21 protein-coding genes are annotated in these 22,973 nt (G+C 73.3%); 9 read left to right on the forward strand and 12 right to left on the reverse strand.

Annotated elements, in window-relative coordinates:
- Positions 1–114: 114 nt before the first annotated feature.
- Complete coding sequence (locus ACIGEZ_RS28740; RefSeq protein WP_399836538.1) at positions 115–1,707, forward strand: hypothetical protein; 1,593 nt, start codon at positions 115–117, stop codon at positions 1,705–1,707.
- Positions 1,708–1,772: 65 nt separating this feature from the next.
- On the opposite strand, the gene ACIGEZ_RS28745 is transcribed toward ACIGEZ_RS28740, so the two are convergent.
- A complete protein-coding gene (locus tag ACIGEZ_RS28745) occupies positions 1,773–2,573 on the reverse strand; it encodes a VOC family protein (RefSeq protein WP_399836541.1) in 801 nt (266 codons plus the stop codon).
- 206 nt (positions 2,574–2,779) lie between these two features.
- On the opposite strand from ACIGEZ_RS28745, the gene ACIGEZ_RS28750 reads away from it, so the two are divergent.
- Positions 2,780–3,370: a TetR/AcrR family transcriptional regulator gene (locus tag ACIGEZ_RS28750; RefSeq protein ID WP_399836543.1), complete on the forward strand. Its 591-nt coding sequence runs from the start codon at positions 2,780–2,782 to the stop codon at positions 3,368–3,370.
- A gap of 39 nt (positions 3,371–3,409) precedes the next feature.
- Here ACIGEZ_RS28750 and ACIGEZ_RS28755 read toward each other — a convergent pair whose 3' ends face one another.
- From ACIGEZ_RS28755 to ACIGEZ_RS28765, 3 genes are all read right to left on the reverse strand, one after another.
- Positions 3,410–4,258, reverse strand: coding sequence for a DUF6585 family protein (locus ACIGEZ_RS28755; protein WP_399836546.1), 849 nt, complete (start codon positions 4,256–4,258; stop codon positions 3,410–3,412).
- 74 nt (positions 4,259–4,332) lie between these two features.
- Positions 4,333–4,812 (reverse strand): NUDIX hydrolase, encoded by a 480-nt coding sequence (locus tag ACIGEZ_RS28760; RefSeq protein ID WP_399836548.1) that lies wholly within the window; start codon positions 4,810–4,812, stop codon positions 4,333–4,335.
- A gap of 197 nt (positions 4,813–5,009) precedes the next feature.
- Entirely contained in the window at positions 5,010–6,104 is a 1,095-nt protein-coding gene (locus ACIGEZ_RS28765; RefSeq protein ID WP_399836551.1) for a sulfite oxidase, read from the reverse strand.
- A 342-nt stretch (positions 6,105–6,446) separates the two neighbouring features.
- Here ACIGEZ_RS28765 and ACIGEZ_RS28770 point away from each other — a divergent pair, with 342 nt between their 5' ends.
- Entirely contained in the window at positions 6,447–7,025 is a 579-nt protein-coding gene (locus ACIGEZ_RS28770; protein ID WP_399836554.1) for a Type-2Aa cytolytic delta-endotoxin, read from the forward strand.
- A 105-nt stretch (positions 7,026–7,130) separates the two neighbouring features.
- Positions 7,131–8,297 (forward strand): alpha-hydroxy-acid oxidizing protein, encoded by a 1,167-nt coding sequence (locus tag ACIGEZ_RS28775; RefSeq protein ID WP_399836902.1) that lies wholly within the window; start codon positions 7,131–7,133, stop codon positions 8,295–8,297.
- 52 nt (positions 8,298–8,349) lie between these two features.
- On the opposite strand, the gene ACIGEZ_RS28780 is transcribed toward ACIGEZ_RS28775, so the two are convergent.
- The gene (locus tag ACIGEZ_RS28780; protein ID WP_399836557.1) at positions 8,350–9,249 is read right to left on the reverse strand and encodes an NAD(P)-dependent oxidoreductase; all 900 of its coding nucleotides are present in this window, start codon (positions 9,247–9,249) and stop codon (positions 8,350–8,352) included.
- A 75-nt stretch (positions 9,250–9,324) separates the two neighbouring features.
- Here ACIGEZ_RS28780 and ACIGEZ_RS28785 point away from each other — a divergent pair, with 75 nt between their 5' ends.
- Both ACIGEZ_RS28785 and ACIGEZ_RS28790 read left to right on the forward strand, forming a co-directional pair.
- Positions 9,325–9,675 (forward strand): winged helix-turn-helix transcriptional regulator, encoded by a 351-nt coding sequence (locus ACIGEZ_RS28785; RefSeq protein ID WP_399836560.1) that lies wholly within the window; start codon positions 9,325–9,327, stop codon positions 9,673–9,675.
- Between the two features lie 94 nt (positions 9,676–9,769).
- Positions 9,770–9,940: a hypothetical protein gene (locus tag ACIGEZ_RS28790; protein WP_399836563.1), complete on the forward strand. Its 171-nt coding sequence runs from the start codon at positions 9,770–9,772 to the stop codon at positions 9,938–9,940.
- On the opposite strand, the gene ACIGEZ_RS28795 is transcribed toward ACIGEZ_RS28790, so the two are convergent.
- The 3 genes from ACIGEZ_RS28795 to ACIGEZ_RS28805 form a co-directional block, all read right to left on the reverse strand.
- Entirely contained in the window at positions 9,937–10,377 is a 441-nt protein-coding gene (locus ACIGEZ_RS28795; RefSeq protein ID WP_399836565.1) for a DUF6114 domain-containing protein, read from the reverse strand. The two genes, ACIGEZ_RS28790 and ACIGEZ_RS28795, sit on opposite strands and share 4 nt — an antisense overlap.
- A 2-nt stretch (positions 10,378–10,379) precedes the next feature.
- A complete protein-coding gene (locus ACIGEZ_RS28800) occupies positions 10,380–11,036 on the reverse strand; it encodes a DUF6230 family protein (protein ID WP_399836568.1) in 657 nt (218 codons plus the stop codon).
- A 180-nt stretch (positions 11,037–11,216) separates the two neighbouring features.
- A complete protein-coding gene (locus ACIGEZ_RS28805; protein ID WP_399836571.1) occupies positions 11,217–11,930 on the reverse strand; it encodes a TetR/AcrR family transcriptional regulator in 714 nt (237 codons plus the stop codon).
- 436 nt (positions 11,931–12,366) lie between these two features.
- On the opposite strand from ACIGEZ_RS28805, the gene ACIGEZ_RS28810 reads away from it, so the two are divergent.
- Positions 12,367–13,044 (forward strand): Tat pathway signal sequence domain protein, encoded by a 678-nt coding sequence (locus tag ACIGEZ_RS28810; RefSeq protein WP_399836574.1) that lies wholly within the window; start codon positions 12,367–12,369, stop codon positions 13,042–13,044.
- A 71-nt stretch (positions 13,045–13,115) separates the two neighbouring features.
- Here ACIGEZ_RS28810 and ACIGEZ_RS28815 read toward each other — a convergent pair whose 3' ends face one another.
- Both ACIGEZ_RS28815 and ACIGEZ_RS28820 read right to left on the reverse strand, forming a co-directional pair.
- Positions 13,116–13,517 (reverse strand): heme-binding protein, encoded by a 402-nt coding sequence (locus tag ACIGEZ_RS28815; RefSeq protein WP_399836576.1) that lies wholly within the window; start codon positions 13,515–13,517, stop codon positions 13,116–13,118.
- 45 nt (positions 13,518–13,562) lie between these two features.
- A complete protein-coding gene (locus ACIGEZ_RS28820) occupies positions 13,563–14,813 on the reverse strand; it encodes an MFS transporter (protein WP_399836579.1) in 1,251 nt (416 codons plus the stop codon).
- Positions 14,814–15,002: 189 nt separating this feature from the next.
- Between ACIGEZ_RS28820 and ACIGEZ_RS28825 the strand changes: the two genes are divergently transcribed.
- Complete coding sequence (locus tag ACIGEZ_RS28825) at positions 15,003–17,567, forward strand: ATP-binding protein (protein ID WP_399836581.1); 2,565 nt, start codon at positions 15,003–15,005, stop codon at positions 17,565–17,567.
- Between the two features lie 15 nt (positions 17,568–17,582).
- On the opposite strand, the gene ACIGEZ_RS28830 is transcribed toward ACIGEZ_RS28825, so the two are convergent.
- Positions 17,583–19,034 (reverse strand): alpha/beta hydrolase, encoded by a 1,452-nt coding sequence (locus ACIGEZ_RS28830; RefSeq protein ID WP_399836584.1) that lies wholly within the window; start codon positions 19,032–19,034, stop codon positions 17,583–17,585.
- An 87-nt stretch (positions 19,035–19,121) separates the two neighbouring features.
- On the opposite strand from ACIGEZ_RS28830, the gene ACIGEZ_RS28835 reads away from it, so the two are divergent.
- On the forward strand, positions 19,122–20,087 hold the full coding sequence (locus ACIGEZ_RS28835; protein ID WP_399836586.1) for a MerR family transcriptional regulator: 966 nt from the start codon (positions 19,122–19,124) through the stop codon (positions 20,085–20,087).
- Here the strand turns inward: ACIGEZ_RS28835 and ACIGEZ_RS28840 are convergent.
- Positions 20,084–22,903, reverse strand: coding sequence for an AfsR/SARP family transcriptional regulator (locus ACIGEZ_RS28840; RefSeq protein ID WP_399836589.1), 2,820 nt, complete (start codon positions 22,901–22,903; stop codon positions 20,084–20,086). The genes ACIGEZ_RS28835 and ACIGEZ_RS28840 overlap by 4 nt on opposite strands.
- Positions 22,904–22,973: the final 70 nt, after the last annotated feature.

The raw sequence follows: 22,973 nt of genomic DNA on the forward strand, positions 1-22,973 counted from the left end.
TCATGATCGTGAAGTGCCCGTGAAACCGAGGGCATTTCCATGTACATCTCACGCACTCGGGCCTAGCGTCGGCCGCCGGCGCGACCTTCGTACGGCTGGACCCGAGGAGCCGCATTGACCACCCCACCCCCCAGGCGGAGCACCCGCGCACTCGCGCTGGTCGCCGCACTGAGCGCGACCCTGCTCGCGCTCGCCACCCCCGTCGCCCTCGCCGACGCGATACCGCTGGCCCCCGGGCACCGGCTCGTCGACCACTACGACGGCGCGCCCGCCACCGCCCGGCCCGTCCCCGGCGAGCCGCCGCCCCAGCACCCGTACCTCGCCCCCAACGGCCGCAGCGGCATGCACGCCGACGCCGCGGGCAGCGGCACCCACCCCTTCCCCGGGCCGCTCGGCCGCGCCCCGCGGGTCGACAGCGAGCAGATCGCCGCCCTCGGCGGCGAGTGCGCCACCGTCACCTTCGACGCCGGCGGCCGGCTCGTCACCGTCTGCGGCACCTTCAAGGGCTTCCTGCTCAAGCTGCTCGACCCGGGCACCCTCGACACCCTCGCCGAATACCGGCTGCCGCAGCGCTCCTCCACCGTCGAGGCGATCACCCGACTCGACTTCGAGAAGATCTTCAAGGACACCTCCGGCGGCGCCTACTTCTACCTCGACGACCGCGACCGCGTCGTCCTCGCCGACTCGCGCCAGCACGTCCTGCGCGTCGCACACCGTCAGAAGCCGGACGGGGCATGGGAGTTCCTGGTCGAGGACGACTGGGACCTGACCTCCCTCGTCCCGCACGACTGCGTCAGCTGGACCAACCCTTTCCCCGGCGGCGTCTGCGACCCCGTCACCTCCGTGATGCCCGACTGGGACGGCCGCATCTGGTGGGTGACCCGCCTCGGCCGGGTCGGCACCGTCCACCCGGCCACCGGAGCCCTGCGCGCGGTCAGGCTCGACGGCGAGGAGATCCAGAACTCCTTCTCCGTCGCGGAGGACGGCGTCTCCATCGTCTCCGACCACGCCCTCTACAGCTTCCGCGCCGACCCCGACGGTACCCCGCGCGTCCAGTGGCGCCAGACCTACGACCGCGGCACCGGCACCAAACCCGGTTCCGTGAACCAGGGTTCGGGCACCACCCCCGACCTCTTCGGACAGCGCGGCGCGCGCTACGTCGCCATCACCGACAACGCCGACGACCGCATGAACGTCCTCGTCTACCGCCGCGGTACGGACGTCCCCGAGGCCGACCGCCTGGTCTGCAAGGTCCCCGTCTTCGGATCCGGAGCCTCCACCACCGACAACTCACTGATCAGCTGGGGCGACAGCCTCGTCGTCGAGAACAACCACGGCTACGAGAACCCCACCACCCTCACCTTCGGTCGCAGCGTCGTGGGCGGCGCCACCCGGATCGACGTCCGAGCCGACGGCAGCGGCTGCGACACCGTGTGGGAGAGCGACGTCCGCTCGCCCTCCACCGTGCCCAAGCTCTCCACCGCCAACGGCCTGCTCTACTTCTACGAGAAGCAGCCGAACACCCTCGGCATCGACGCCTGGTACCTGACCGCCGTCGACTTCCGCACCGGCCGGCGGGCCTGGCGGCAACTCACCGGCACCGGACCCGCCTACGACAACAACTGGGCCCCGATCACCATCGGCCCGGACGGAACCGCGTACGCAGGCGTCTTCAACGGCATCGTCTCCGTCCGCGACGGCGCCTGACCTCCGGACGCACGCGTGCCCGGGACCCTCGGGGATCCCGGGCACCTGCGCCCCGCGAGGACGGCTCAGACCATCTCGGGCATCTCGCCGACGGTCGTCTTCACGTCGATCACCGCGAACGCCGCGCCCTGCGGGTCCAGGATCGCCGCGAACCGGCCGAACGGGCTGTCCATCGGACCGAACACCTTCCGCCCGCCGGCCGCCTCGGCCCGCTCCACGGCCTTGTCGCAGTTGTCGACGGCGAAGTAGATCTGGATGTACGAGGGGATCTCCGCGGGGAAGTCGTCCGGCGTCATCACCATCCGGCCCAGCACGGGAGCGTCACCACCGAGGTCGAAGACCCGGTAGTCCATGTGCTCGTCCTTGATCTTCTTCGAGTTGTAGCCGAAGACCTGGGTGAAGAACGCGTCGGCCTTCTTCGGCTCGCGGGTGAACACCTCTGCCCATACGTAGCTGCCCGTCTCGCCCTCGCGCTCGAAGCCCTCGTGGGTGCCCGCCTGCCAGACGCCGAACACGACGCCCGTCGGGTCCTGCGCGATGCACATGGAGCCGAACTCTCCCACCTGCATGGGCTCCATCAGCAGCGTGCCGCCCGCGCTCTTGATCTTCTCGGCCGTGGCGGCGACGTCGGGGGAGGCGAAGTACAGACACCAGGCCGACTGCGGCTCGCCGTCCTGCCCGGGCATCGGGGGAACGACGGCCGCGACGGCCTTGCCGTCGCGATAGGCCTGGGTGTAGTTCCCGAACTCCGAGGAGGCCTCGCCGAAGGTCCAGCCGAGCACGTCGCCGTAGAACGACTTCGCGCCCTCGACATCGGTGAACATGGCGTCGGTCCAGGCCGGGGTGCCTTCAGGTCGTGAGGTCATGACGATGACTCTCTCTTCCGATCGTGGACGTCCTTGTCTCTACGGCCACGCTAGCCACGTCGGGCCCGCTTTGCTCGGTGACACCCCCGCCGGGACGGTCGAGGTCTCGCCCGGCAGAAAAGTGAAATCCGACAACTCATGTGATCGCGCGACTAAGCTCTGTGATGCATAAAGCTACGAATGCCGCCCTCGGCTAGGAGCGCGCCATGACCGAGCCCCCGACCGGCCGCCGCGAACGCAAGAAGGCGGCCACCCGGCAGGCGATCGCCGACGCCGCACTCCGCCTCTTCCTGGAGCGCGGCTATGACCACGTGAGCATCCGGGACATCGCCGAAGCCGCCGACGTGTCGACCACCACGGTGTTCAAGCACTTCACCGGCAAGGAGGCCCTGGTCTTCGACCGGGAAGAGAGCACGGACGCCGGCCTGGCCGCCGCGGTACGCGGGCGTGAGACCGGCCAGAGCGTCATCGACGCCCTGCGGACGCATGTCCTGGACACGTGGCTGCCGATCGCGGCGCATCCGCAGCGGGAGGCGTTCAACCACCTGGTGGCTTCCACTCCGGCGCTGCGCGCGTACGCCGAGCGCAGGTGGACCCGCCACGCCGACACCCTCGGCGCGGCCATCGCCGACGCGTTCGGTGTGGAGCACGGCAACCTCGCCTGCGCCGCGCTCGCTCGATTCGCCCTGGAGGTCCCGGTCCTCGCGCAGGGGCGGAAGGATCGCCGGGCGGCGGTGGAGGAGGTCTTCGGCATCCTCGCCGACGGCTGGCAGCCCCCCGGCACGCCGAGCGGCTAGCCGACCGTCCGGCTCGCGGAGCGAGAGCGAGCCCTCCGGTCAGCGGCGGGACTCGCGGGCGTGCGGGAAGAGCTCCTTGACCAGCGCCCAGAAGACGGGGAAGTCCGGTATTTCCTTCGACTCCCGCGCCCACCGCCCGACCCCGGCCGTGCGCACCACGAAGAGCCCGTCCCCGCGCAGCTCGCAGTGCTTCACCCGCTCCCAGGGGGCCGTCCCCGAGGGCAGTCTGATCCCCTCGCCGTCGAGGGCCACGTCGCCGAACGCGACCGGCTGCCCCGCCTCCAGGGCCGTGACCGCCGGGGGCATGGCGCGGCGCACGGTCTCGTCCAGGACGATCTGGGCCAGTTCGCGGATCTGTGAGTCGGAGGGCTTCGGCACGGTCTCCTCGTTGAGGAACCCGCCGACGGTCACCTCACAGCGGCCGCCGGTGAGGAGGCGGTAGTAGTAGCGCGTGCCCGTGTAACCGCCGTGCACGTAGGTACGGGTGACGTCCTGGTGCATCGCCGTGACGGACCGCCACGGCACCGCCCGCGCGTGGCCGTCCTCACCGGGGACGACCAGACCCCGCTCGTACAGGTACAGGTACTCGCACGGCCGCAGCGCCGCCGCGGGGGCGCGACAGGACTGCCACAGCACCAGGCCGAGGACGCCGAACGGCAGGACGAGGAGCGAGACCCCCAGCCCCACGCCCACCTCGCTGGTGGCGAGCACCGGCACCGCCAGCGCCGCCACCCCGAGCAGCAGGACCACCGGCGGCGGTAACAAGGACCGCCGCCGGCTCCGCAGCTCGCCCTCGGAGTGCTGCGCGCGGAACCCCCTCAAGTACACCCCGAGTCCTGCCTCGCGTGCCGCCAGCGTCGCCACGTCGCCCGGCGGTGGAACCGTCACCCGGTCTCCCGTACCCACAGTGCATCCCCCTCCCCTTCGGCATGATGTCAGGGGCGTCCTGGCGGTGAAAGGCCCTATCGGGGCACCACTACGTAGCGGTGGAACGGGCCGTCCTCGATGGGCAGTTCGGGGCGCCACAGCTTCAGCGCCTGGGCCGAGGGCAGGAACAGGCCGGCGGGCAGGCGGTCGAGCGGGATCCACTCCCAGCGCTCGATGTTGTCGGGCTCGGTGACCGCCGGGGCGCCGGTGTGGGCGCGGACGACCGTCGCCGCGGTCATCCTGGTCAGCTCCGCCGAGGTCTCGGTGTCGAGGATCAGACCGACGACCGCGACGTCGGCCGGGTCCGCCACGAGCGAGGTCTCCTCGGCGAGTTCGCGGACCGCCGCCTGCTCGATCGACTCGCCCGGCTCCACCTTGCCACCGGGCAGTTCCCACACGCCCGAGCGGTGCAGGCCGAGCAGCACCCGGCCCGCGTCGTCGGTCACCACCACCCCCGCGCCGAGCGAGGCCTGCGCGGCGGGCGGCTGGACGTTGCGGTGGGCGGCGGCGGTCATGGCGACTCCTCGTAACGGATGCTGTGCGACTCCCAGCCAACACCACACCACTGACAGTGCCCGGGGGTGTCTCGCCGGTCGGGCCGCTCCCGGGCCGACCGGATCATCCGATCGGCTGACCCTCGCCGGTGACCTCGGTAGAACAACCTCGGCCGACCGACCTCGGCCGACCGACTTCGGCCGACCGTCCGATGGCCTCAGACGACCACCACGTCGACCGCGGCGACGGTGTTGCAGCCGTAGCCGTGGGCGTTCCAGGGGGCCTGGTCCGGCTGGGTGGCGCCGTGCGCGTCGGTGGCCCGGGCGAGCACCCGGTAGCGACCGGGGGAGCGCGGGGTCCACCGGTACGACCAGCCCGTCCAGGCGTACGGCCCCGAGGGCGCCTCCAGGTCCGCGTCCTGCCAGCCGGCCGACTCCGCCTCCGGCTCGTCCTCGGGCACGGCCCGCACCTCGACCCGCCGCACCGGGACCCCCTCGCCCGACCAGGCACGGCCCCGCACCACCGTCGCGCGGCCGCGCCGCAGGTCCTCGTCCGGCTCGGGCGCGGTGATCAGGGACTTGACCCGCAGTGCGGTCACCGGCCCCTCGGGGGTGCCGCGCGCGTCGACGTACACGTACTCCTCCGTCTGGAAGACGCCCGCGAAGGGCACGGTCACCGCCCGCACCCCGACCAGCCACTTCACGTCCGCCACGGCGTACCGCCCGGGGACCACGAGCCGCACGGGCGCGCCGTGCTCGGGGGTGAGGGGCGCGCCGCCCAGGTGGGTGGCGAGGAGGGTGTCCGGGTGGAGGGCGACGGGCAGCGGGAGGCTGCGCTCGAAGGCGGCCGGCCGGCCGTGCACGCTCCCGGAGTCGGCACCCGTGAAGACGAACTCGACGGCCGCCGGGTCCACCCCGGCCCGCTCGGCCACCGACCCGAACGGCACCCCGGCGAACCGCGCGCAGCCGACCGCCCGCTGGCCCCAGGGCAGTCCGGGCGGCCGCGGCGTCATCGTGCCGCGCCCGTTGCCCGCGCACTCCAGGACCACCTCGAGCTCCCTGTGCGGGAGCGCCGCCAACTCGTCGTAGCCGAGGGTGTACGGGGTGCGCACCGCCCCCTCGATCCGCAGCCGCCACGCGTCGGGCGCGGTGCGGGGGACGCCGAAGTGGTCGCGCACGAAAAGGGCGCCCGCGGGGGTGACCGGCTCGGTCAGGGCGGCCGACGGGGTCTCGGCGTTGTACGGGTCGGTGGTCACCGTCTCGGGCGACCAGGCGGTGGCGCCCGGCCCGCGGGGGATCACGGAAGGGCACATGGTCCTTCCAGGCTACGCGGGGAATCCGAACCAATCCTGAGGAAGGTATTGACTTGGGGCAAATAGGGAGGAAACTCGTCAATACACCGGAAAACCGGAGAGAGCCGCACCCGCCGACGGAGACGTCCGAAGGCCCGCGTGACCCTGATCTCGGCTCTGGCCAGGCCCCCGGCAGATCCTGTCGGTGACGGAGGAATCGGCGACGACCGACGACCCCGGGCACCGAAGAGGATTGCCGGGGACTGTCGTGTCCGGACCGTGTCCGGACCCACCTCCTCCGGGCAGCGGTCTCTGCGGCATACTGACCCCTCCTTAGATCAACAGATTGTTTAAGGAGGAGTCTTGGCCGCAAGCTTCAAGACGGTCATCGAGGTCGGCCCCGCCCACCTCGCCCAGGCGCAGGCCCTCGGCAGCGCCTTCCAGGAGGCCATCGCCCCCGCCACCGTCAACTACGACTTCGACCACATCCGCGAGGCCGCCGCCGCGATCCCCGACAGCAGCATCGTGAAGATGGTGTGCGGTTGGGGGCTCCAGGAGCACGCCCCCGTGCTCGTGATGGTGCTCTCCCTCAAGGAGGCCGTACGCCAGGCCCTGCCGCCCGAGTCGGCGGAGGCCTCGTTCTGGGACACCATCGAACGCGAACTCGTGGACGCGTTCACCGGACTCGCCGCCCAGGAGGGCGAGTCGGGGCTCTCGTACTACGAGGAGGGCGCGGAGCGCACCCGCTACTACCGCGACCTGTTCTTCGCCCTCCAGGACGAGGAGACCGGCGCGTACATGTACGCCATAGCCTTCTGCATCGACGTCAGCATCGGCCTCGACAAGGCCGGCGTGGGCGCGCTGGAGATGACCGACGCCGTACCGTTCGCGATCCGGCTCAACGCCATCGTCGTCCGCCAGGACCTCTCGCTCGCCGCCTGATTCCCGTCACGGCCCGCCGTCCCGGGCCATGGCCTTGCGCGGGTACCGGGCGGTAGCGTCCCTGCCCAGCGCAGACCGGCGGAAGGGCGAAGGGTGAGCGACGCGATGAACCAGCGGTTCGGCGACTACCAGAACGAGATCTATCTGAACGGCCTCTTCGGGACCGTGCCGACCCTGCCGATGACCTTCGCCGAACTGGAGAAGCGTGCCGAGGCCGCGCTCCCGCCGTCCGTCTGGTCGTACGTCGCCGGCGGCGCGGGCGACGAACACACCCAGCGCGCCAACGCCGAGGCCTTCCACCACTGGGGTCTGGTGCCCCGGATGATGGTCGGCGCGGCCTCACGCGACCTGACCGTCGACCTGTTCGGACTCCGGCTGCCCACCCCCCTCCTCATGGCGCCCGTCGGCGTCATCGGCCTGTGCGCCCAGGACGGACACGGCGACCTCGCCACCGCCCGCGCCGCGGCCCGTACCGGCGTCCCGATGATCGCCTCCACCCTGAGCGTCGACCCCCTGGAGCAGGTCGCCGCCGAGTCCGGCGACACCCCCGGCTTCTTCCAGCTCTACACGCCGACCGACCGCGCCCTCGCCGAGAGCCTGGTGCGACGCGCCGAGGCGGCCGGCTTCCGCGGCATCGTCGTCACCCTCGACACCTGGGTCACCGGCTGGCGCCCGCGCGACCTCGCCACCGGCAACTTCCCCCAGCTGCGCGGACACGCGCTCGCCAACTACACTTCCGACCCGGTCTTCCGGGCCCGCCTCGCCAAGACGCCGGAGGAGGACCCGCAGGCCGCCGTCCTGGAATGGACCGGCATCTTCGGTAATCCGCTGACCTGGGACGACCTGCCCTGGCTGCGGTCCCTCACCGGTCTTCCGCTCATCCTCAAGGGCATCTGCCACCCCGAGGACGTCCGCCGGGCCAGGGACGGCGGAGTGGACGGCGTCTACTGCTCCAACCACGGTGGCCGCCAGGCCAACGGCGGACTGCCCGCCCTCGACGCCCTGCCGGACGTGGTCGCGGCCGCCGACGGACTGCCCGTGCTCTTCGACTCGGGCGTCCGCACCGGCGCCGACGTCGTCAAGGCCCTCGCCCTCGGCGCCACGGCGGTCGCCGTCGGCCGCCCGTACGCCTACGGCCTCGCCCTGGAAGGCACCGACGGCATCGTCCACGTCCTGCGCTCGCTGCTCGCCGAGGCGGACCTGGTCATGGCCGTCGACGGCTACCCGACCCTCGCCGACCTGCGGGCGGAGGGCGCGCTGCGCAGGCTGTGACGGGCTGCCGCGCGCAGACGCCGACGTCACGGACCGGCGGCGCCCGAACGGACTAGCGGCGTCCGAGGACCTCCGCGAGCCGGGAGAACCCGTCCGCGCCGTGGCCGAGCCCCACGGTGCGGCGGGCCAGGCCCTCGGCGGCGCGCATCACGCCCGCGTCGATGCCGTGGGCCTCGGAGGCGTGGACGATGTGCGCCATCGACGACACCGCGGACGTCAGCGGATTGCCCTCGCCCGAATAGCCGCCGCTCTCCACGTCCTCGGCCCACTCCTGGAACAGCGGCGGCAGGATCGCGCCGATCCCCTGTGCGAACGGGGCCAGTGCGCGCGGCGAGACGCCCTCCGCGCCCGCGAGGGCCAGCGCGTGCACATATCCGGCCATCGACGTCCAGAAGATGTCGAGCAGCGCGAGGTCGTACGCCGCCGCGCGGCCGATGTCCTCGCCCAGGTGGGTGTGGGTGCCGCCCAGGACGTCGAGCACCGGCCGGTGTTCGCGGTAGAGCTCCTCCGGGCCACTGTGCAGGAACACCGCCGCGGGCGTGCCGATGCTCGGGGTCGGCGTCATGATGGCGCCGTCGAGATAGCCGATGCCGTGCTCGGCGGCCCACCGCCCGGTGTCCCGGGCCCGGTCCGGGGTGTCGGCGGTCAGGTTCACCAGAGCGCGCCCCTTGAGCGCGGCCGTGACGGCCTCCTGCCGCAGGACGGCGTCGGTGGCGTCGTAGTTGACCAGGCAGGCGACGGTCAGCGGGCTCGCCGCGACCGCTTCGGCGGCGCTCGCGGCACCGACGGCGCCCCGCTCGACCAGCTCGCGGTCCCGGCCCGGGGTGCGGTTCCACACGGTGGTGCGCACACCGGCGGCAACGAACGCGCCGGCGAGCGCCCGGCCCATGGGGCCGAGCCCGATCACGGTGACGGCGGACTGCTCGGGCGAGGACTCGGGGGAAGAAGACATGACGGAACTCCCTTGTCAGTGAGGCAGGAAAAATGAAGGAATGACGGAACAGACCAAGAGACGGGGAAGAGATCGATGACGCGCAGCCGGGCCAGGGACACCGATGTGTGCGGCGTGACCGCCGCGGTCGCCGTGATCGACGGCAAGTGGAAGACCCTGCTGCTGTGGCTGCTCGAATCCGGCCCGCACCGGCCCGGCGAACTGCGCCGGAAGATCCCCGCGATCAGCGAGAAGGTGCTGACACAGGCCCTGCGGGAGATGGAGACGGACGGGCTCGTCCACCGCGAGGTGCACGACGTGGTGCCGCCGAAGACCGTCTACTCGCTCACCGATGCCGGCCGCGAGCTCGCACAGGCGCTGGCTCCCCTCTCCGACTGGGGCCACCGCCGCCTGGACCGGCTCGCCGAGGAGCGCGCCGCGTCCTGATCCCTCGTCAATCTCCTTTCCCGTGAAGCTCCCTTGGCCACCACCAGACTCTCCCGGCCCGGGGGCGACGACAAGTACGCACAAAAAAGTGGGTATGGCGACGCCGTCGGACAGGGTCCCGGGACTGTGGACGGGGGCCTTCCGGCCCGCCGTCCACCGCACCTTCCCACTGGAGGAGATCGCCGAGGAGCGCCGCTACCTGGAGGCCGGCGCCCGGGTGGACAAGATCGTCGTCACCGTCGCCCACGGCCCGGACACCGCCTAAGGCGCGTCCGCAGTGGTACGGCGGCCCCGGCGCAGCCATCGGCGGCGGCGGGGCCGGTCGGGCAGCCAGCCGAAGGCGAGCGAGCTGCCGATGACGCCGAGCAGCATGCCGATGAAGAAGCCGCCCAGGTTGGACGTCACCCAGCTCGCCAGCGAGGCGAGGACGCCGATCACCGAATAGAAGAGCCGCTGGCGGGGGTTGACCACGATGAGCAGGCCGCAGACCACCATGATGATCGGCAGGACGTAGCCCACCAGGCTGTCCGCCCCGGCCGTCAGGACCACCGACATGCTCGCCCGCTGGGTCACCAGGATCTCGGCGCCGCCCAGCGCCACGGCGACACCCGCGCCGAACGGGCGGCGGTGCCGCCAGCGCCGGAACGCCCGCCAGGGGTGCCGGCGGCGGGCCGCCGGCGGAGTCTCCGTGGCCGACGCCATGCTCAGCAGCCCTTCGAGCTGAAGCCCATGCGCAGATCGGGCAGCGTGAACCGTACGGCGGTCGTCGCGTAGTTGGTCTGCCGCAGGTCCTTGATGGTGACCGTGTCCGCCTGCTGGCCGAAGGAGCCGAGCGGGCCCTTGACCGGGGGCTTGTCGAAGGTGCTGGCGTCCCCGCCGATCTCGATGTTGTCGAAGTCCGCCAGCTTGCCGGAGATCTCGGTCGAGTCGGTGGTCAGCCCGGAGGCCTTGACCGCGGTGCCCTTGTTGCCGGCGGTGATGTGCAGATAGGTGCCGCCGATCTCCACGCTCTGGCACAGGTTGGTGAGCTTCGCCTCGCGGATCGCGGTCACGATGACCAGCACCTGCCCGCCGGTGTCGCCTTCGTTGGGGCTGCCCTCGGGCATGCTGTCGAGCCCTCCGAACTGGCCGAAGCCCGTGCCCTCCATGGAGTCGGCGGTCACGGTGAACGGCATGCCGGAGATGGCGAACTGGGCGGCGAGCGCGCCCGTGGCGGTGAGCATCACCAGGGTGCCGGCGGCGAGGAAGGCCGGGATGCCCATCAGGGCGGCCCGGCGGTAGCGGACCCCGCCGCGTCTGGCCGAGTCGCTGCTCGCGGTGGGAGGGGAGTCGGGGGTGGGGGTGTCTTCGGACAGGGCCATGCGGTGCTCCTGACATGCGTGAGGAAACAGAGCGCGGCGACGTCCTGGCGCGGACGGTTCCCCAACCCGCCTGGGTCTTCCCGGACTCGTGCGGAGGCAGCCGTGCCGCAGGGAACCGATCGGAACGTACGCCCGGTGGATGGCCTAGTCAACTACCCAGTAACAAAAGGCTGTTGGGGATCAAGGGGAGGGCGTCGGGTGTGCCGCCCGGGTCTCCTGCGCCACGTGTGCGAAGGGCGCCACGACCACGTGCACCAGGACGTCCAGGAGGTCCGGCAGATCGGCGAGCCGGCCCTCGTCCACCGCCCGGTGGACGGACGCGTGGACCGCGCCCACGACGGCGTCCACCAGCTCGGCCCGCGCAACCCCGGGCGGCCCCGGTGGAGCGTCGGTGAAGAACCGGCGAAAACTGGCCAGAAGTTCGGCCCGTGCCCGGCGTCCGGCGGGCCCCACGGACTCGATCTCGACCACCATCGTGGCGAAGGCCGGGGTCTGCGCGAGCAGCGTGAGGAGCACCTGGAGACCGGCCCGCACGGCGGCCGGCCAGGACGCCGCGCCGCCCGCCTCCTCGTACGCCCGCTGCATGGCCCGTACCACCGTCTGCGTACCGCCCCGGTAGGCGGCGACCATCGCGTCCTCCTTGCCGGAGAACAGCTCGTAGAAGACCGGTCGGGTCACCCCTGCGGCCCGGCAGATGTCGCTGATCCGCGCACCCGTGTAGCCGTTCGCCGCGACCGTGCGGGCCATGCCGTCCAGGAGGCGCTCCCGCTGGCGCGAGGCCACCTGTTCGGGGCTGAGTCGGCGCGGGCCCGGGCGCAGCGAGCGCTCCGGTTCGCGGCCCGTGCGGGCCCCGGGCAGGACGAGTTCCTCCTCGGCACCGCGAGCGCTCGTCATCGGCCACATCCTCCGGCGGTTGTTGACGTCACATACTCGGCAGGATTACAACCCTCGTGGGTTTTCCTTTCGGTGTTCCGGGCGAACCGGTGAGGCCGCACCCGTCCGTGTGGCACGGGACGCGCCGCCGCCGGGCACCGCAACACCGAGTATTACGCTCCACCCCGTATCGCGACACCGCTGTCGGAGATCCGTGGCGCCGGATCGTTCCGGCGGTGGCCGTCGCCGTCATGCAGCCGCCGCGTCACCACGTACCCGTCACCGTGCACCCGAGTACCCCCCCGCACGTCCCCCCCCCCGCGGGCAGGGCTCCGCTGTACGGGTTCGGCGCGTGATCCCCCGCGCGGCGCGCCCCTCGTACGTCCCCACGTGCGCATGTGCCCACGCCGACCGCCGAGTTCTCCCACCCCTCCGCCACCGTGCGAAAGGAACCCCCATGGACAAGCGTGCTCTCTCCGCGGCGTTAGGAGCCGCCGTCGCCGCCGTGCTCGCGGTGACCGCCTCCGCCTCCGCGACCGGCCTCGCGGCCGCGGCCGCCGGCAACGTGCTGACCACCGGAAGCGCGGGCGGCACCGCCGTCGCGACCGGCGACGTCCTCTCCGCCTCCCTGGCCTCCGGGACCAAGGCGAGGATCGCGACCACGCAGGGCGGCAGCTCCGGCATCACCTGCAACACCTCCGCCTTCACCGCCACGGCGACCGCCAACCCCGCCGCCCCCGGCACCGCCACCGAGACCGTCACTGCCCACACGCTCAGCAGCTGCACCACCAACATCGTGGGAGCGACGGGCGTCCAGAGCATCACCGTCAACAACCTGCCGTTCTCGGCCGCCGTCAGTTCCGGCGGGTCGCTCACCGTGTCCGCGGGCGCGGCGGGCCCGATCCAGACGACCCTGAAGATCAACACGATCCTGGGCGTGACGACCTGTGTCTACCGGGCGGGCAGCCTGACGGCGACGCCCTCCAACACGGACAACTCGCTCAGCTTCACCGACCAGTTGTTCACCAAGTTCAGCGGTCCGGGCACCTGCCCGGCCAACGGCTACTTCACCGCCAAGTACGGCCCGGTGCTCGACACCACCCAGGCCGGGAGCCCCGTGGTGTTCGTGAACTGACCGGGAAGGGACCGGGCCCTCGCCGGCGCGTGAGACGCCCGGCGAGGGCCCGGTGGTCCGGCGAGGGGAGGTCAGCCGAGCTGGGCCAGGGCCGCCTCGGCGAAGCCGTGGTCCTGCTCGGGGGCGCCGCCGCCCACGCCGATCGCACCGATCAGCCGGCCTTCGCGGTGGACGGGGAGCCCGCCGGCGATGAACAGCAGCGGCCGGTCGAGGGCGGTCGGCAGCGAGTGGAACGGGCCGTCGGGCTTGACCAGGTCGACCAGGTCGGCGGTCGGGGCGTTCAGCTGGAGCGCGGTGTAGGCCTTGCGGGTGCTGGTCTCGCCGGAGATGAGGACGGCGCGGTCGTCGCGGCGGAAGGCGAGCAGGTGACCGCCGGCGTCGAGGACGGTGACGCTGACCGTGACCCCGGCGGTTTCAGCGGCGCTGCGGGCGGCGGTGACCAGGATCTCGGCGTCGTGGGTGGTGAGGCTCATGGTGCTTGCCTTCTTTCCTTGCGTGTACGTGAGGGGGGAAGCGGATCAGAGGTGGCCGGCCGGGACCCGGGCCTCGGCCGGAGCCGGGGTGTCCGGGGTGTCCGGCGTGTCCGTCGTGGTTCCGTCCGCCGCGGCGAGGGCCTTCGCGGCCCGGGTGCGCCGGTCGAGGCCGGCGGCCAGGAACGCCAGCAGCAGGGCCGTGCCGGACAGCAGCGCGCCGACCCAGTTGGGGGAGGTGTAACCGAGGCCCGCGGAGATCACGGTGCCGCCGAGCCACGCGGCGAGCGCGTTGCCGAGGTTGAAGGCGCCGATGTTGGCGGCCGAGGCGAGGGTGGGGGCGGAGGACGCCTGGTCGAGCACCCACTTCTGGAGCGGCGGTACGGTCGCGAAGCCGAGGGCGCCGATCAGCGTGAGGGTGATCGCGGCGAGCAGCTTGTCGTGCGCGGTGGCGGTGAAGACGAGCAGCACCACCGCGAGCGCCCCGAGCGAGACGAAGAGCATGGGCATCAGAGCCCGGTCGGCGAACCGGCCGCCCAGCAGGTTGCCCAGGAACATGCCGATGCCGAACAGGACCAGCAGCCAGGTGACCGCGCCCTCGGTGTAGCCGGCGACCTCGGTCATCATGGGCGTGATGTACGTGATGGCCGCGAAGACACCCCCGTAACCGAGCACGGTCATCGCCATGGCGAGCCAGACCTGCACGTTCCTGAAGGCGGCGAACTCGCGACGGACGTCGTGCGACTCCGGCCGGCCCTGCTCGGGCACGAGCTTGGCGACACCGAGGAACCCGACCACGCCGAGCGAGGCGACGATGGCGAAGGTGACCCGCCAGCCTGCGGCCTGACCGATGTACGTGCCCAGGGGGACGCCGACGATGTTGGCGACGGTCAGCCCCATGAACATCAGCGAGATGGCCGATGCCTTCTTCTGCGGTGCGACGAGGTCGGCCGCGACGACCGAGCCGATGCCGAAGAACGCGCCGTGGGCGAGGGAGGCGACCACACGGCCGACCAGCATGAGCCCGAAGGTCGGGGCGAGGGCGGAGAGCAGGTTCCCGAGGACGAAGAGCCCCATGAGGAACATGAGCATCTTCTTGCGGGAGACCTTGGTGCCGAGCACCGTGAGCAGCGGCGCCCCGAAGACGACGCCGAGGGCGTATCCGGTCACCAGCCATCCGGCGGTGGGGATGGAGACACCGAAGTCACCGGCGACCTGGGGCAGCACGCCCATGATCACGAACTCGGTGGTGCCGATCCCGAAGGCCCCGATGGCCAGGGCCAGGAGCGCGAGAGGCATGACGAACCTTCCAGAAAGATTGCACGGGGGGCTTACGGGCTACGACAATACTTGCAGGCGCGGGATAATTGCAAGCGATGTCTATTGTGTACGTGGTGTATCGGCGTGTGCATCTATGAGGGGTGGCCGGTCCGGCCTGGCCGGTGTCCGCCTGGTCGCTTCACTGCGCGTGTCGGTAGCATCCGCTGGGTGACGACGCCGTTACCCAGGCCCGGTACGGTCCGGACCGCCGCCGAGTTCGTTGCCGCGCTGCGCACCGTCAAGGCCTGGGCGGGACTCTCGTACCGGGCACTGGAGCGCGAGGCGCGAAGAGCCGGTGACCATCTCCCGGTGAGCACGGCGGCGAGCGCGCTCGGCCGGTCCTCACTGCCCAGTGAGGACCTGGTCGTGGGACTGGTGCGGGCGTGCGGCGGTGACCACGCGGCGGTGGCGGAGTGGGTCGATGCGCGGCGGGCGCTGGCGCTGAGCGAGGACGCCCCGCTTCCGGCCGGCGGCGAAGGCGACGGCGAGAGCCCGGGTGGGGACCAGGACGGTACGGGCGGACGCCAGCTCGTGCCGCACCTCCTGCCGGCGGACCTGGCCCTTTTCGTGGGACGCGAGGACGAGGTGGCCGAGGCCTGCCGGCAGCTCGGCGAGGAGGGGGGACCGGGGCCGGCGACCCTGCTGGTCACCGGCCCCGCCGGCGTCGGCAAGACGGCGCTCGCCGTACGCGCCGGACATCTGCTCGCCGCCCGCTTCCCCGACGGCCAGCTCTACGTGGACCTGCTGGGCTTCGGCGACGAACCGGCCGAACCGTTCACCGTCCTCGGCGCCTTCCTGCGCGCGCTCGGCGTACGCGGCGGCGCCGTGCCCCCGGACCTGACCAGCCGGATCCACCTCTACCGCACCCTGCTCGCGCAGCGGCAGACCCTGGTCGTCCTGGACAACGCCGCCGACGCGCGCCAGGTCAACGACCTCCTGCCCACCGGGGCCCGCTGCGCCGCCGTCGTCACGAGCCGGACGACGCTGGCGGAGCTGAGCGGGCGGCGCCTTCCGCTGGGCGTCCTGGACTCCGCGACCGGGCTCGCGCTGCTGCGCGAGATGCTCGGCCCCGCCCGTACCGCCGCCGAGGCCGGCTCGGCCCAGTCCATCGTGGAGACCTGCGAGGGGCTGCCGCTCGCGGTGTGGGTCGCCGGGGCGCGACTGGCCGCACGGCCGCACTGGCCCCTCGCCAAGGTCGCCCGCGCGCTCGCCGACGAGCAGCGCAAACTCGACGAGCTGGCCGTCGGCAACATCGCCGTGCGGGCCAGCCTCGAACTGACGTACCAGGCGATGGCCCCCACCACACGGCACGCCCTGCGACTGCTCGCCCTGCTTCCCGGCCCCGACTTCGCCGCCTGGGCCCTGGCCGCCCTCCTGGACGTGAACCTGTCCCGGGCGGAGGCCGTACTCGACGACCTCGTCGAGGTGCACCTCGTGGAGATCGGGCCGGTCGGCGCGGGCGGATTCCGCTACCGGCTGCACGATCTCGTACGACTCCTCGGCCGCGAACGCGCCAACCGGGAGGTCCCGCCGCCCGCCCGCGCCGACGCGCTCGCCCGGCTGCTCAGCGCCGGCCTGCACCTCGCCGACGTCGCCGCGGACACCCTCAGCGTCGACTTCCAGGGCCTCTCGCAGACCGAACTCGCGGCCTGGAAACCCTCCCCGGCGGACACGAGCCAGCTCCTCGCCGACCCACTGGCCTGGTTCCACGAAGAGCGCCGCTTCCTGATCGACGTGGCCGACCAGGCGCTCGACCGGTCGGAGGTGGCGCAGGCCGCCGGACTGGCCACCGCGCTCACCACCCTGTTCCAGGTCGGCGGTCACTTCGACGACTGGGAACGGCTCCAGGACCGGGCGCTCAAGGCGGCCCTGCACACCGGCGACCAGCGCAGCGCCGCCAAGGTCCACCGCTGCCTGGGCGAACTCACCACCATCCTGGACCGGTACCCGGAGGCACTGGACCACTTCGAGCAGGCCCTGAAGCTGGCCCAGGGGCACGGCCCCGCGTACCGGGCCAGCGCCACGGCCGGCCTCGCCTACGTGCACCGGCTGCTCGGCCAGTACTCCTCGGCCGTACGGCACTTCGCGCTGGCCATCGAACTGGCCCGGTCGGCCGGCAACGTCAACTGCCTCGTCTACGCTGCCAACGGCATCGGCGTCATCGACCTCGAACAGGGCCGGGTCGAAGCGGCCATGGACCGCTTCACACAGTGCCTGCGCGAGAGCCGCGCCGAGGGCTACCGGCCCGGCGAGGCCCAGGCCCTGCGCTGCCTGGGACAGAGCCACCGGGCCCTCGGTGACCACGCCCTCGCCGCCGACTGCTTCCGTGCGGCCGCCGCGATCAGCGAGGCCCTCGGCGACCGGCTCGGTGCCACGCACGCGGTCTGCTGGCTCGGCGACGTCCTGGTCCGCCAGGGCGCCCACCGGGAGGGCCGCCGCCTCCTCGCCCGAAGCCTGTGGACGTACCGGGAGTTCGGCAACCTCTGGGGCGAGGCGGCGACCCTGTACGCCCTCGCGGAGGCCCAACTCGCCGCCGGTCGCCCCGCGCAGGCCCGCCGCCGGGCGGAGGCCGCCGTCGGACTGTGGCGCCAGATCGGCTCGCTCACCTGGCTGGCGGTCGGCCTCGACACGCTGGCCAGGGCACACGCCCTCGGCGGCGATCCCGCGGCGGCGACCCGGGCCGGAGACGAGGCGACGGCGGCGCGGCGGGCGGTGGCGGAGGCTGATCGCTAGGCAGTGTCCTTCGGATCAGCCAGCAGCCAGCCTCCCCAGCACCCTGCGCGCGGCGCGGTCCACCGCGTCCCGGGTCTCCTCCGTGTGGTCGATCGTCTCGAAGCCGTGGCGGGCGTGCGGCACGTCGACGAGGTCGACCTCCGCGCCCGCCTTGCCGGCCGCGGTCAGGAACTCCTCGACCGTCCCCGCGAACACCCGGTGTTCCAGGCCCGCCCGGGTCAGCACGATCGGGGGGCTCGACGCCGCGGCGACCGCCTCGGCGGGATGGAAGCGGGGGTGCACGCCCCGCCAGTCCAGCGGGGGAGCGAGCACGGGGTAGGTCAGTGCCACGCACCGCAGCCACGCGGGCGGGGTGGCGAGCCAGGGGGCCGACAGCAGCCCCCCGCCCGAGAAGAACCACAGCGCGATCCGGTCCTCGTCGACACGGGGGTCGGCGCGGAGCAGGTCGACGGCCTCCGCCACGTCCCCGGCGGCCCGGGGGTAGTCCGCCAGGCCGTACAGGCGATGGTCCACCGTCGCGCCGACCGCGCCCAGGCCCGCCACGTGACGGGCGTAGCCGAGGAAGGTCGACGAGTCGCGCGGGGTGGGCCGCTGGTCGGGGGAGACGGGCCCGCCGTGCACGAACAGCACGGCGGGCCGCGGCCCTTCGGCGTCCGGGAGGTGGAGGTCGAGGCGGCCCTTGCGCTCGCGGGGCCGCTCCGGGACGTCCAGGAGGAAGGTCCCGGGGTGCGCCGGCGCGGTCAGCCGGTGTCCCTCGTCCGCGGCCGCCAGCAGCAGGACGTCGGCGAGCGCGGCCGGGGCGGACAGCATCGGCCAGTGCCCGGTGTCGAGTTCGAAGAAGCCGATCCGGGGGTCGGCCAGGACCCGGAACTGCGGCGGTCCCGAAGCCACCAGCATCTCCACCATCCCGATCCCCGACCCGTTCGCCGTGCACAGCACCCCGGTCGTCGGACGGTCGAAGGGGCTGCCGGTGAGCCGCAGCGGCTGGGTCAGGGTCCCCGACGGCTGGGGCACGGCGAGCCGGTCGAGCCGTTCCAGGGCCGCCGCCGTGAGGCCGGCGGTGCTGCCCCAGCGCCCCCACTCCGCGCCCGTCGGCGGCGGCACGAGCCCGTCGTCCCCGGCCCGATCGGTCACCGTGGGATCCGGTACGAGCGCGAGCGCCGCGTCACCGTCCTGCGGCATGCCCGCGTCCAGATACACCACCCGCACGACCCGCTCCGGCCGCCGGTCGGCGGCGCCGAGCACCGGGTGGATGCCGTAGTCGTGCCCGACCAGCACCACATCGGGCGCGGCGACCCCGTCGATCAGCCGCGCCACGTCCGCGATGTGCGTCTCCAGGTCCGTCCCCGGTTCCGCGGAGAGCGTCGCCGCACACACCTCGGCCCCCGACTCCCGCAGCCGCTCCGCCACCTCCTGCCACACCCAGCCCCCGGTGAAGGGCCCCGACACCAGCACGAAAGCGGTCATCGTCTCGTCTCCTCGTGGTGATCGCACACGCCACGCTCCTCGTGGCCGCCGGTACCGTAGGAACTCCCCCTGAGGGAGGTTCAAGGCGTGTCCCCTGACGACATGTGGAGCATCGGAGAGCTCGCCGAGCGCGCGGGCGTCACCGTCAAGACCGTCCGCTTCTACTCCGACCGCGGGCTGCTGCCCGCGGCCGGACGCAGCGGCGGGGGCCACCGGCGGTACGGGCCCGAGGCGTTGGAGCGGTTGCGGCTGATCCGCTCGCTGCGCACGCTCGACCTGCCGGTCTCCGCGGTCGGACGGGTCCTCGACCGGGACGACGCTCTGGAGGACGTCATCGCCGGGCAGTTGAAGGACGTCGGCTCCCGACTCACCGCACTGCGCTGGCAGGAGGCGTCGCTCCGGCTGCTCCAGGACTCCACGCCCGGGGAGCGCGCGGAGCGGCTGCGGCTGCTGGGGGCCTTATCCGTGCCGCCCGACACGGCGGTCCTCGCGCGCTTCTGGCGCCGGACGCTGCCCGTACGCCTTCCCGCGCGGCTGGCCTCGGCCGTCGTCGACGCCGCCGTGCCGCAGCCGCCCGCGGATCCGGCCCCGGCGCAGGTGCTGGCCTTCGCCCGCCTGCACGCCCTGGTCTCCGAGTCGCCCGCCCCGATCGTGCACCTGGCGGACCTGGAGCACCGGCCGACCGTGCTCTACGAGGGCCTCGGCGAGGCCTACGCGCTGGCCGCCGCCGACGTGCGGGCCGAGCGCGCGCCGCGCGGGGGCGAGGCGCTCGACTGCTTCGTCGCCGCCTACGCGGCAGCCCTCGGCGTACGGGACACCCGCGCCTTCCGCCGCCGGCTGGCCGGTCTCATGATCCGCAGCGCCGACCCGCTCATCGGCCGCTACTGGCAACTCGCCGCCGAGGCGACCGCCCCCGCCACCGGCCCCGCCGAACCGACCGCGGGCGCGGCCCACCACTGGCTCTGCGTCGCCCTGAAGACCGGGCCGGAGAACGTGCCGGCGCTGCCGCGCGGCCAGGGCCTGGCCGGCGGATCAGGGCCGGACAGGCGCTAACGCTCCGACGTCGTCGCCGCACCCTCGTGGATCCGGCGCAGCTGTACGTCCGCCCGCTGCACGCTCTCCAGGTAGCCGTGCGCGAGCCCCATCTCCCGCGCCCGTACGAGCGTGGGCTCGGCCTGCTCCGGGCGGCCCAGGTCGACCAGGGCCGCGCCCACCGTCGCCGTCAGCATGCTGTGCCGGATGCCGAAGAGGCCGTTGACCGGGTCGCCGTCCAGGGCGAGACCCCGACGGGCCCAGGCGAGCGCGCCTTCGGGGTCGCCGACGGCCAGCAGTTGCCGGGAGTGCTGCTCCAGGGCGAGGAGTTCGGTGATCACGTCCCCGGTTCCGCGTACCAGGGCGGCAGCCCGCGCGGTGTGGGCGAGGGACTCGTCGCTCACACCGAACCGGTCGAGCGCGACCGCGAGGTTGACCAGGGCGGTCGCCTCGCTGGACACCTCGCCGGCCCGGGCCGCGAGGGTGGGGGCGAGCCGCAGGTGCACCAGGGCCTCGGGGAGGCGGTTCTCCTGGGTGAGGATCCAGCCGAGGAGCGCGCGGACCCGGGACTCGGCATCGGCGTCGTCCTCCCGCGCGGCCGAGTCGACGGCGTCCTGCAGGAGCGGCACCCAGCCGTCGTAGCTGTTCCACAGGATGTACGGCCACTGTAGGACGGCCAGCCGCCAGGCACGGTCGTGGTGCCCGGCCGCGCGGGCGGCGGCGACGGCCGCGGTGAGGTTGTCGCGCTCGGCCGCGTACCAGAGCAGGGCCGCGTCCCGGCCCGCGAAGTGCGCCGCCGTGCGGGGCGGCCGGACGTTCGGCGGCGGCGTGCAGCAGGGCTTGTCGTCGGGTTCGGCGGCGTGGCTCGCGGCGAGCGCCGTGAGCGTGTAGTGGTCGAGCAGACGCAGCAGCGCGTCGTCGTCGGCGTCGAGGCTGCGCGCGTAGAGCCGTACGAGATCGTGCAGGGTGTGGCGTCCGGGCGCGTACTCGGTGAGCAGATGGGCGTCGCAGAGCCGGTCGAGGGCCTCGGCGGCCACCGCGGGCGTACGGTCGAGCAGCGCGGCCGCCGCATGCCGGTCGAGATCGGGCCCCGGCACCACCCCCACCTGCCGGAACAGCCGCGCGGCCGCCTCCGGCAGTCCCTGCACCGTGTGGCGCAGCGCGGCGGGCACGCCCTGCCCGTCGGCGGCCCCGGAGTCGTCCACCGAGAGCAGGGCGAGCCGGCGCTGCTCGTCGGCGAGTTCGGCGGCCAGGTCGGCGAGGCGCCAGGCCGGCCGGGCGGCGAGCTGCGCGGCGGTGACCCGCAGCGCGAGCGGCAGCCCGTCGCACAGCTCGGCGAGCCGGCGCGCGGCGGCCGGTTCGGCGTCGATCCGCTCCCCGCCGACCGCCGCGGCGAGCAGGGCGGCGGACTCGTCCAGACCGAGGACGCCGAGCGGTACCGGGCGGGCGAGCTCGCTGACCACCAGGCCGCCGAGCCGCAGCCGCGAGGTGACGACGCTCGCGCTCCGCGCGCCGGCGGGCAGCAGCGGCCTGGCCCGGTCCGCGCTGCGTACGTTGTCGAGGACGACGAGCAGCGCCCGGTCCTGCGTGAGCGAGCGGTACAGCGCGGCGGCGGCCGTGGGCGACTCCGGCACCTGGCGCAGCGGCACGCCGAGGGCGGGCAGGAACTCCCGCAGCACTTCGGCGGTCTCGACGCCGTCGCCGTGGCCGAAGCCCCGCAGATCGGCGTAGAGCACCCCGTCCGGGTAGTGCCCGGCCCGCAGGTGCGCCCAGTGCAGCGCGAGCGCGGTCTTCCCGACCCCGGCGGCGCCGGTGACCAGCGCGACCCGGGCGTGGTCGACGGCCTCGTCGAGCGCCGTCAACTCCCGGTCGCGGCCGAGGAACCCGCGGGGGGTACGGGGGAGGAGGTCGGGCGGGGGAAGGACGGGGGGCCGGCTGCCGGCGGCCGCATCCGCGGCAGGGGTCGTCCCACCCGGCTCCCGTATCTCTCCCGGACCCCTCGTCTCTCCGGTCGCTCTCGTCTCGCCCAGCGCGTCGGGGAGCCGGTCCGCCGGGGCCGCCGGCTCGGTCGGGCCGGGCACGTGCGGCGGGGTCGGCGACAGGCCGCGCAGCACCGCCTCGTAGGCCGCCCGCAGCGCCGGCCCCGGGTCGACGCCGAGTTCCTCGGCGAGCTGTGTCCGCATCCGGTGGTAGCAGTCGAGAGCGTCCGACTGGTGCCCCGCCCGGTAGAGCGCCAGCATCAGCGCCGCCGCGAGCGACTCGCGCAGCGGATGCGCCGCGGCCTCCGCGCGCAGCAGGGCCGCCGCCTTCACGTGCTCGCCGAGCCGCCCGTACGCGGCCGCCAGCTGCTCGACCGTGACGAGCCGGGTCTCCTCGAGGGCCCGGGCCGCCACCATCAGCTGCTCGCTGCACACGGTCCCGGTGAGCGCGGGCCCCCGCCACAGCGCCAGCGCCTCACGCAGCATCAGGACCGCGTCCGCCGGCTGCTTCTGGTGCCCGGCGAGCTGGACCAGCTCCTCGAACCGGTGGGCGTCGAGGAGCTGGTCGGGCATCCGCAGCTCGTACGCCTGGCCGTGCGTGGCCAGCTCGACCCCGTACTCGCTCGCCCCGCCCTGCTCGAACAGCGCCCGCAGCCGCGACACATGCCCCTGCACCACGGTCCGGGCCTTGGCCGGCGGGTGCTCGTCCCAGACCGCGTCGATCAGCCGGTCCACCGGAACGACCGCGTTCGCGCGCAGCAGCAACGCCGCGAGCACGCTGCGCCGCTTGGCGGGCCCGAGCGGCAGCTCGCCTTCCTCGGCCGCGATGGACACCGTCCCGAGCAGGCGGAACTCCACCCGACCCTCCCTCACGCTCAGCTCTCACGAGCCTCCCAGTATCCCCACCGACCGCTCCCGGGGCTTTGCC

Source organism: Streptomyces sp. NPDC085481, from assembly GCF_044541845.1.
Taxonomy (GTDB): Bacteria; Actinomycetota; Actinomycetes; order Streptomycetales; family Streptomycetaceae; genus Streptomyces.

Excerpts from the sequence above, each read along its gene's own strand:
- ACIGEZ_RS28810 (WP_399836574.1), top strand. The coding sequence starts at position 12,367 with ATGGACAAGCGTGCTCTCTCCGCGGCGTTAGGAGCCGCCGTCGCCGCC.
- ACIGEZ_RS28830 (WP_399836584.1), bottom strand. The coding sequence starts at position 19,034 with ATGACCGCTTTCGTGCTGGTGTCGGGGCCCTTCACCGGGGGCTGGGTG.
- ACIGEZ_RS28815 (WP_399836576.1), bottom strand. The coding sequence starts at position 13,517 with ATGAGCCTCACCACCCACGACGCCGAGATCCTGGTCACCGCCGCCCGC.
- ACIGEZ_RS28795 (WP_399836565.1), bottom strand. The coding sequence starts at position 10,377 with ATGGCGTCGGCCACGGAGACTCCGCCGGCGGCCCGCCGCCGGCACCCC.
- ACIGEZ_RS28800 (WP_399836568.1), bottom strand. The coding sequence starts at position 11,036 with ATGGCCCTGTCCGAAGACACCCCCACCCCCGACTCCCCTCCCACCGCG.
- ACIGEZ_RS28745 (WP_399836541.1), bottom strand. The coding sequence starts at position 2,573 with ATGACCTCACGACCTGAAGGCACCCCGGCCTGGACCGACGCCATGTTC.
- ACIGEZ_RS28785 (WP_399836560.1), top strand. The coding sequence starts at position 9,325 with ATGACGCGCAGCCGGGCCAGGGACACCGATGTGTGCGGCGTGACCGCC.
- ACIGEZ_RS28805 (WP_399836571.1), bottom strand. The coding sequence starts at position 11,930 with ATGACGAGCGCTCGCGGTGCCGAGGAGGAACTCGTCCTGCCCGGGGCC.
- ACIGEZ_RS28775 (WP_399836902.1), top strand. The coding sequence starts at position 7,131 with ATGAACCAGCGGTTCGGCGACTACCAGAACGAGATCTATCTGAACGGC.
- ACIGEZ_RS28790 (WP_399836563.1), top strand. The coding sequence starts at position 9,770 with ATGGCGACGCCGTCGGACAGGGTCCCGGGACTGTGGACGGGGGCCTTC.
- ACIGEZ_RS28820 (WP_399836579.1), bottom strand. The coding sequence starts at position 14,813 with ATGCCTCTCGCGCTCCTGGCCCTGGCCATCGGGGCCTTCGGGATCGGC.
- ACIGEZ_RS28780 (WP_399836557.1), bottom strand. The coding sequence starts at position 9,249 with ATGTCTTCTTCCCCCGAGTCCTCGCCCGAGCAGTCCGCCGTCACCGTG.
- ACIGEZ_RS28765 (WP_399836551.1), bottom strand. The coding sequence starts at position 6,104 with ATGTGCCCTTCCGTGATCCCCCGCGGGCCGGGCGCCACCGCCTGGTCG.
- ACIGEZ_RS28750 (WP_399836543.1), top strand. The coding sequence starts at position 2,780 with ATGACCGAGCCCCCGACCGGCCGCCGCGAACGCAAGAAGGCGGCCACC.
- ACIGEZ_RS28760 (WP_399836548.1), bottom strand. The coding sequence starts at position 4,812 with ATGACCGCCGCCGCCCACCGCAACGTCCAGCCGCCCGCCGCGCAGGCC.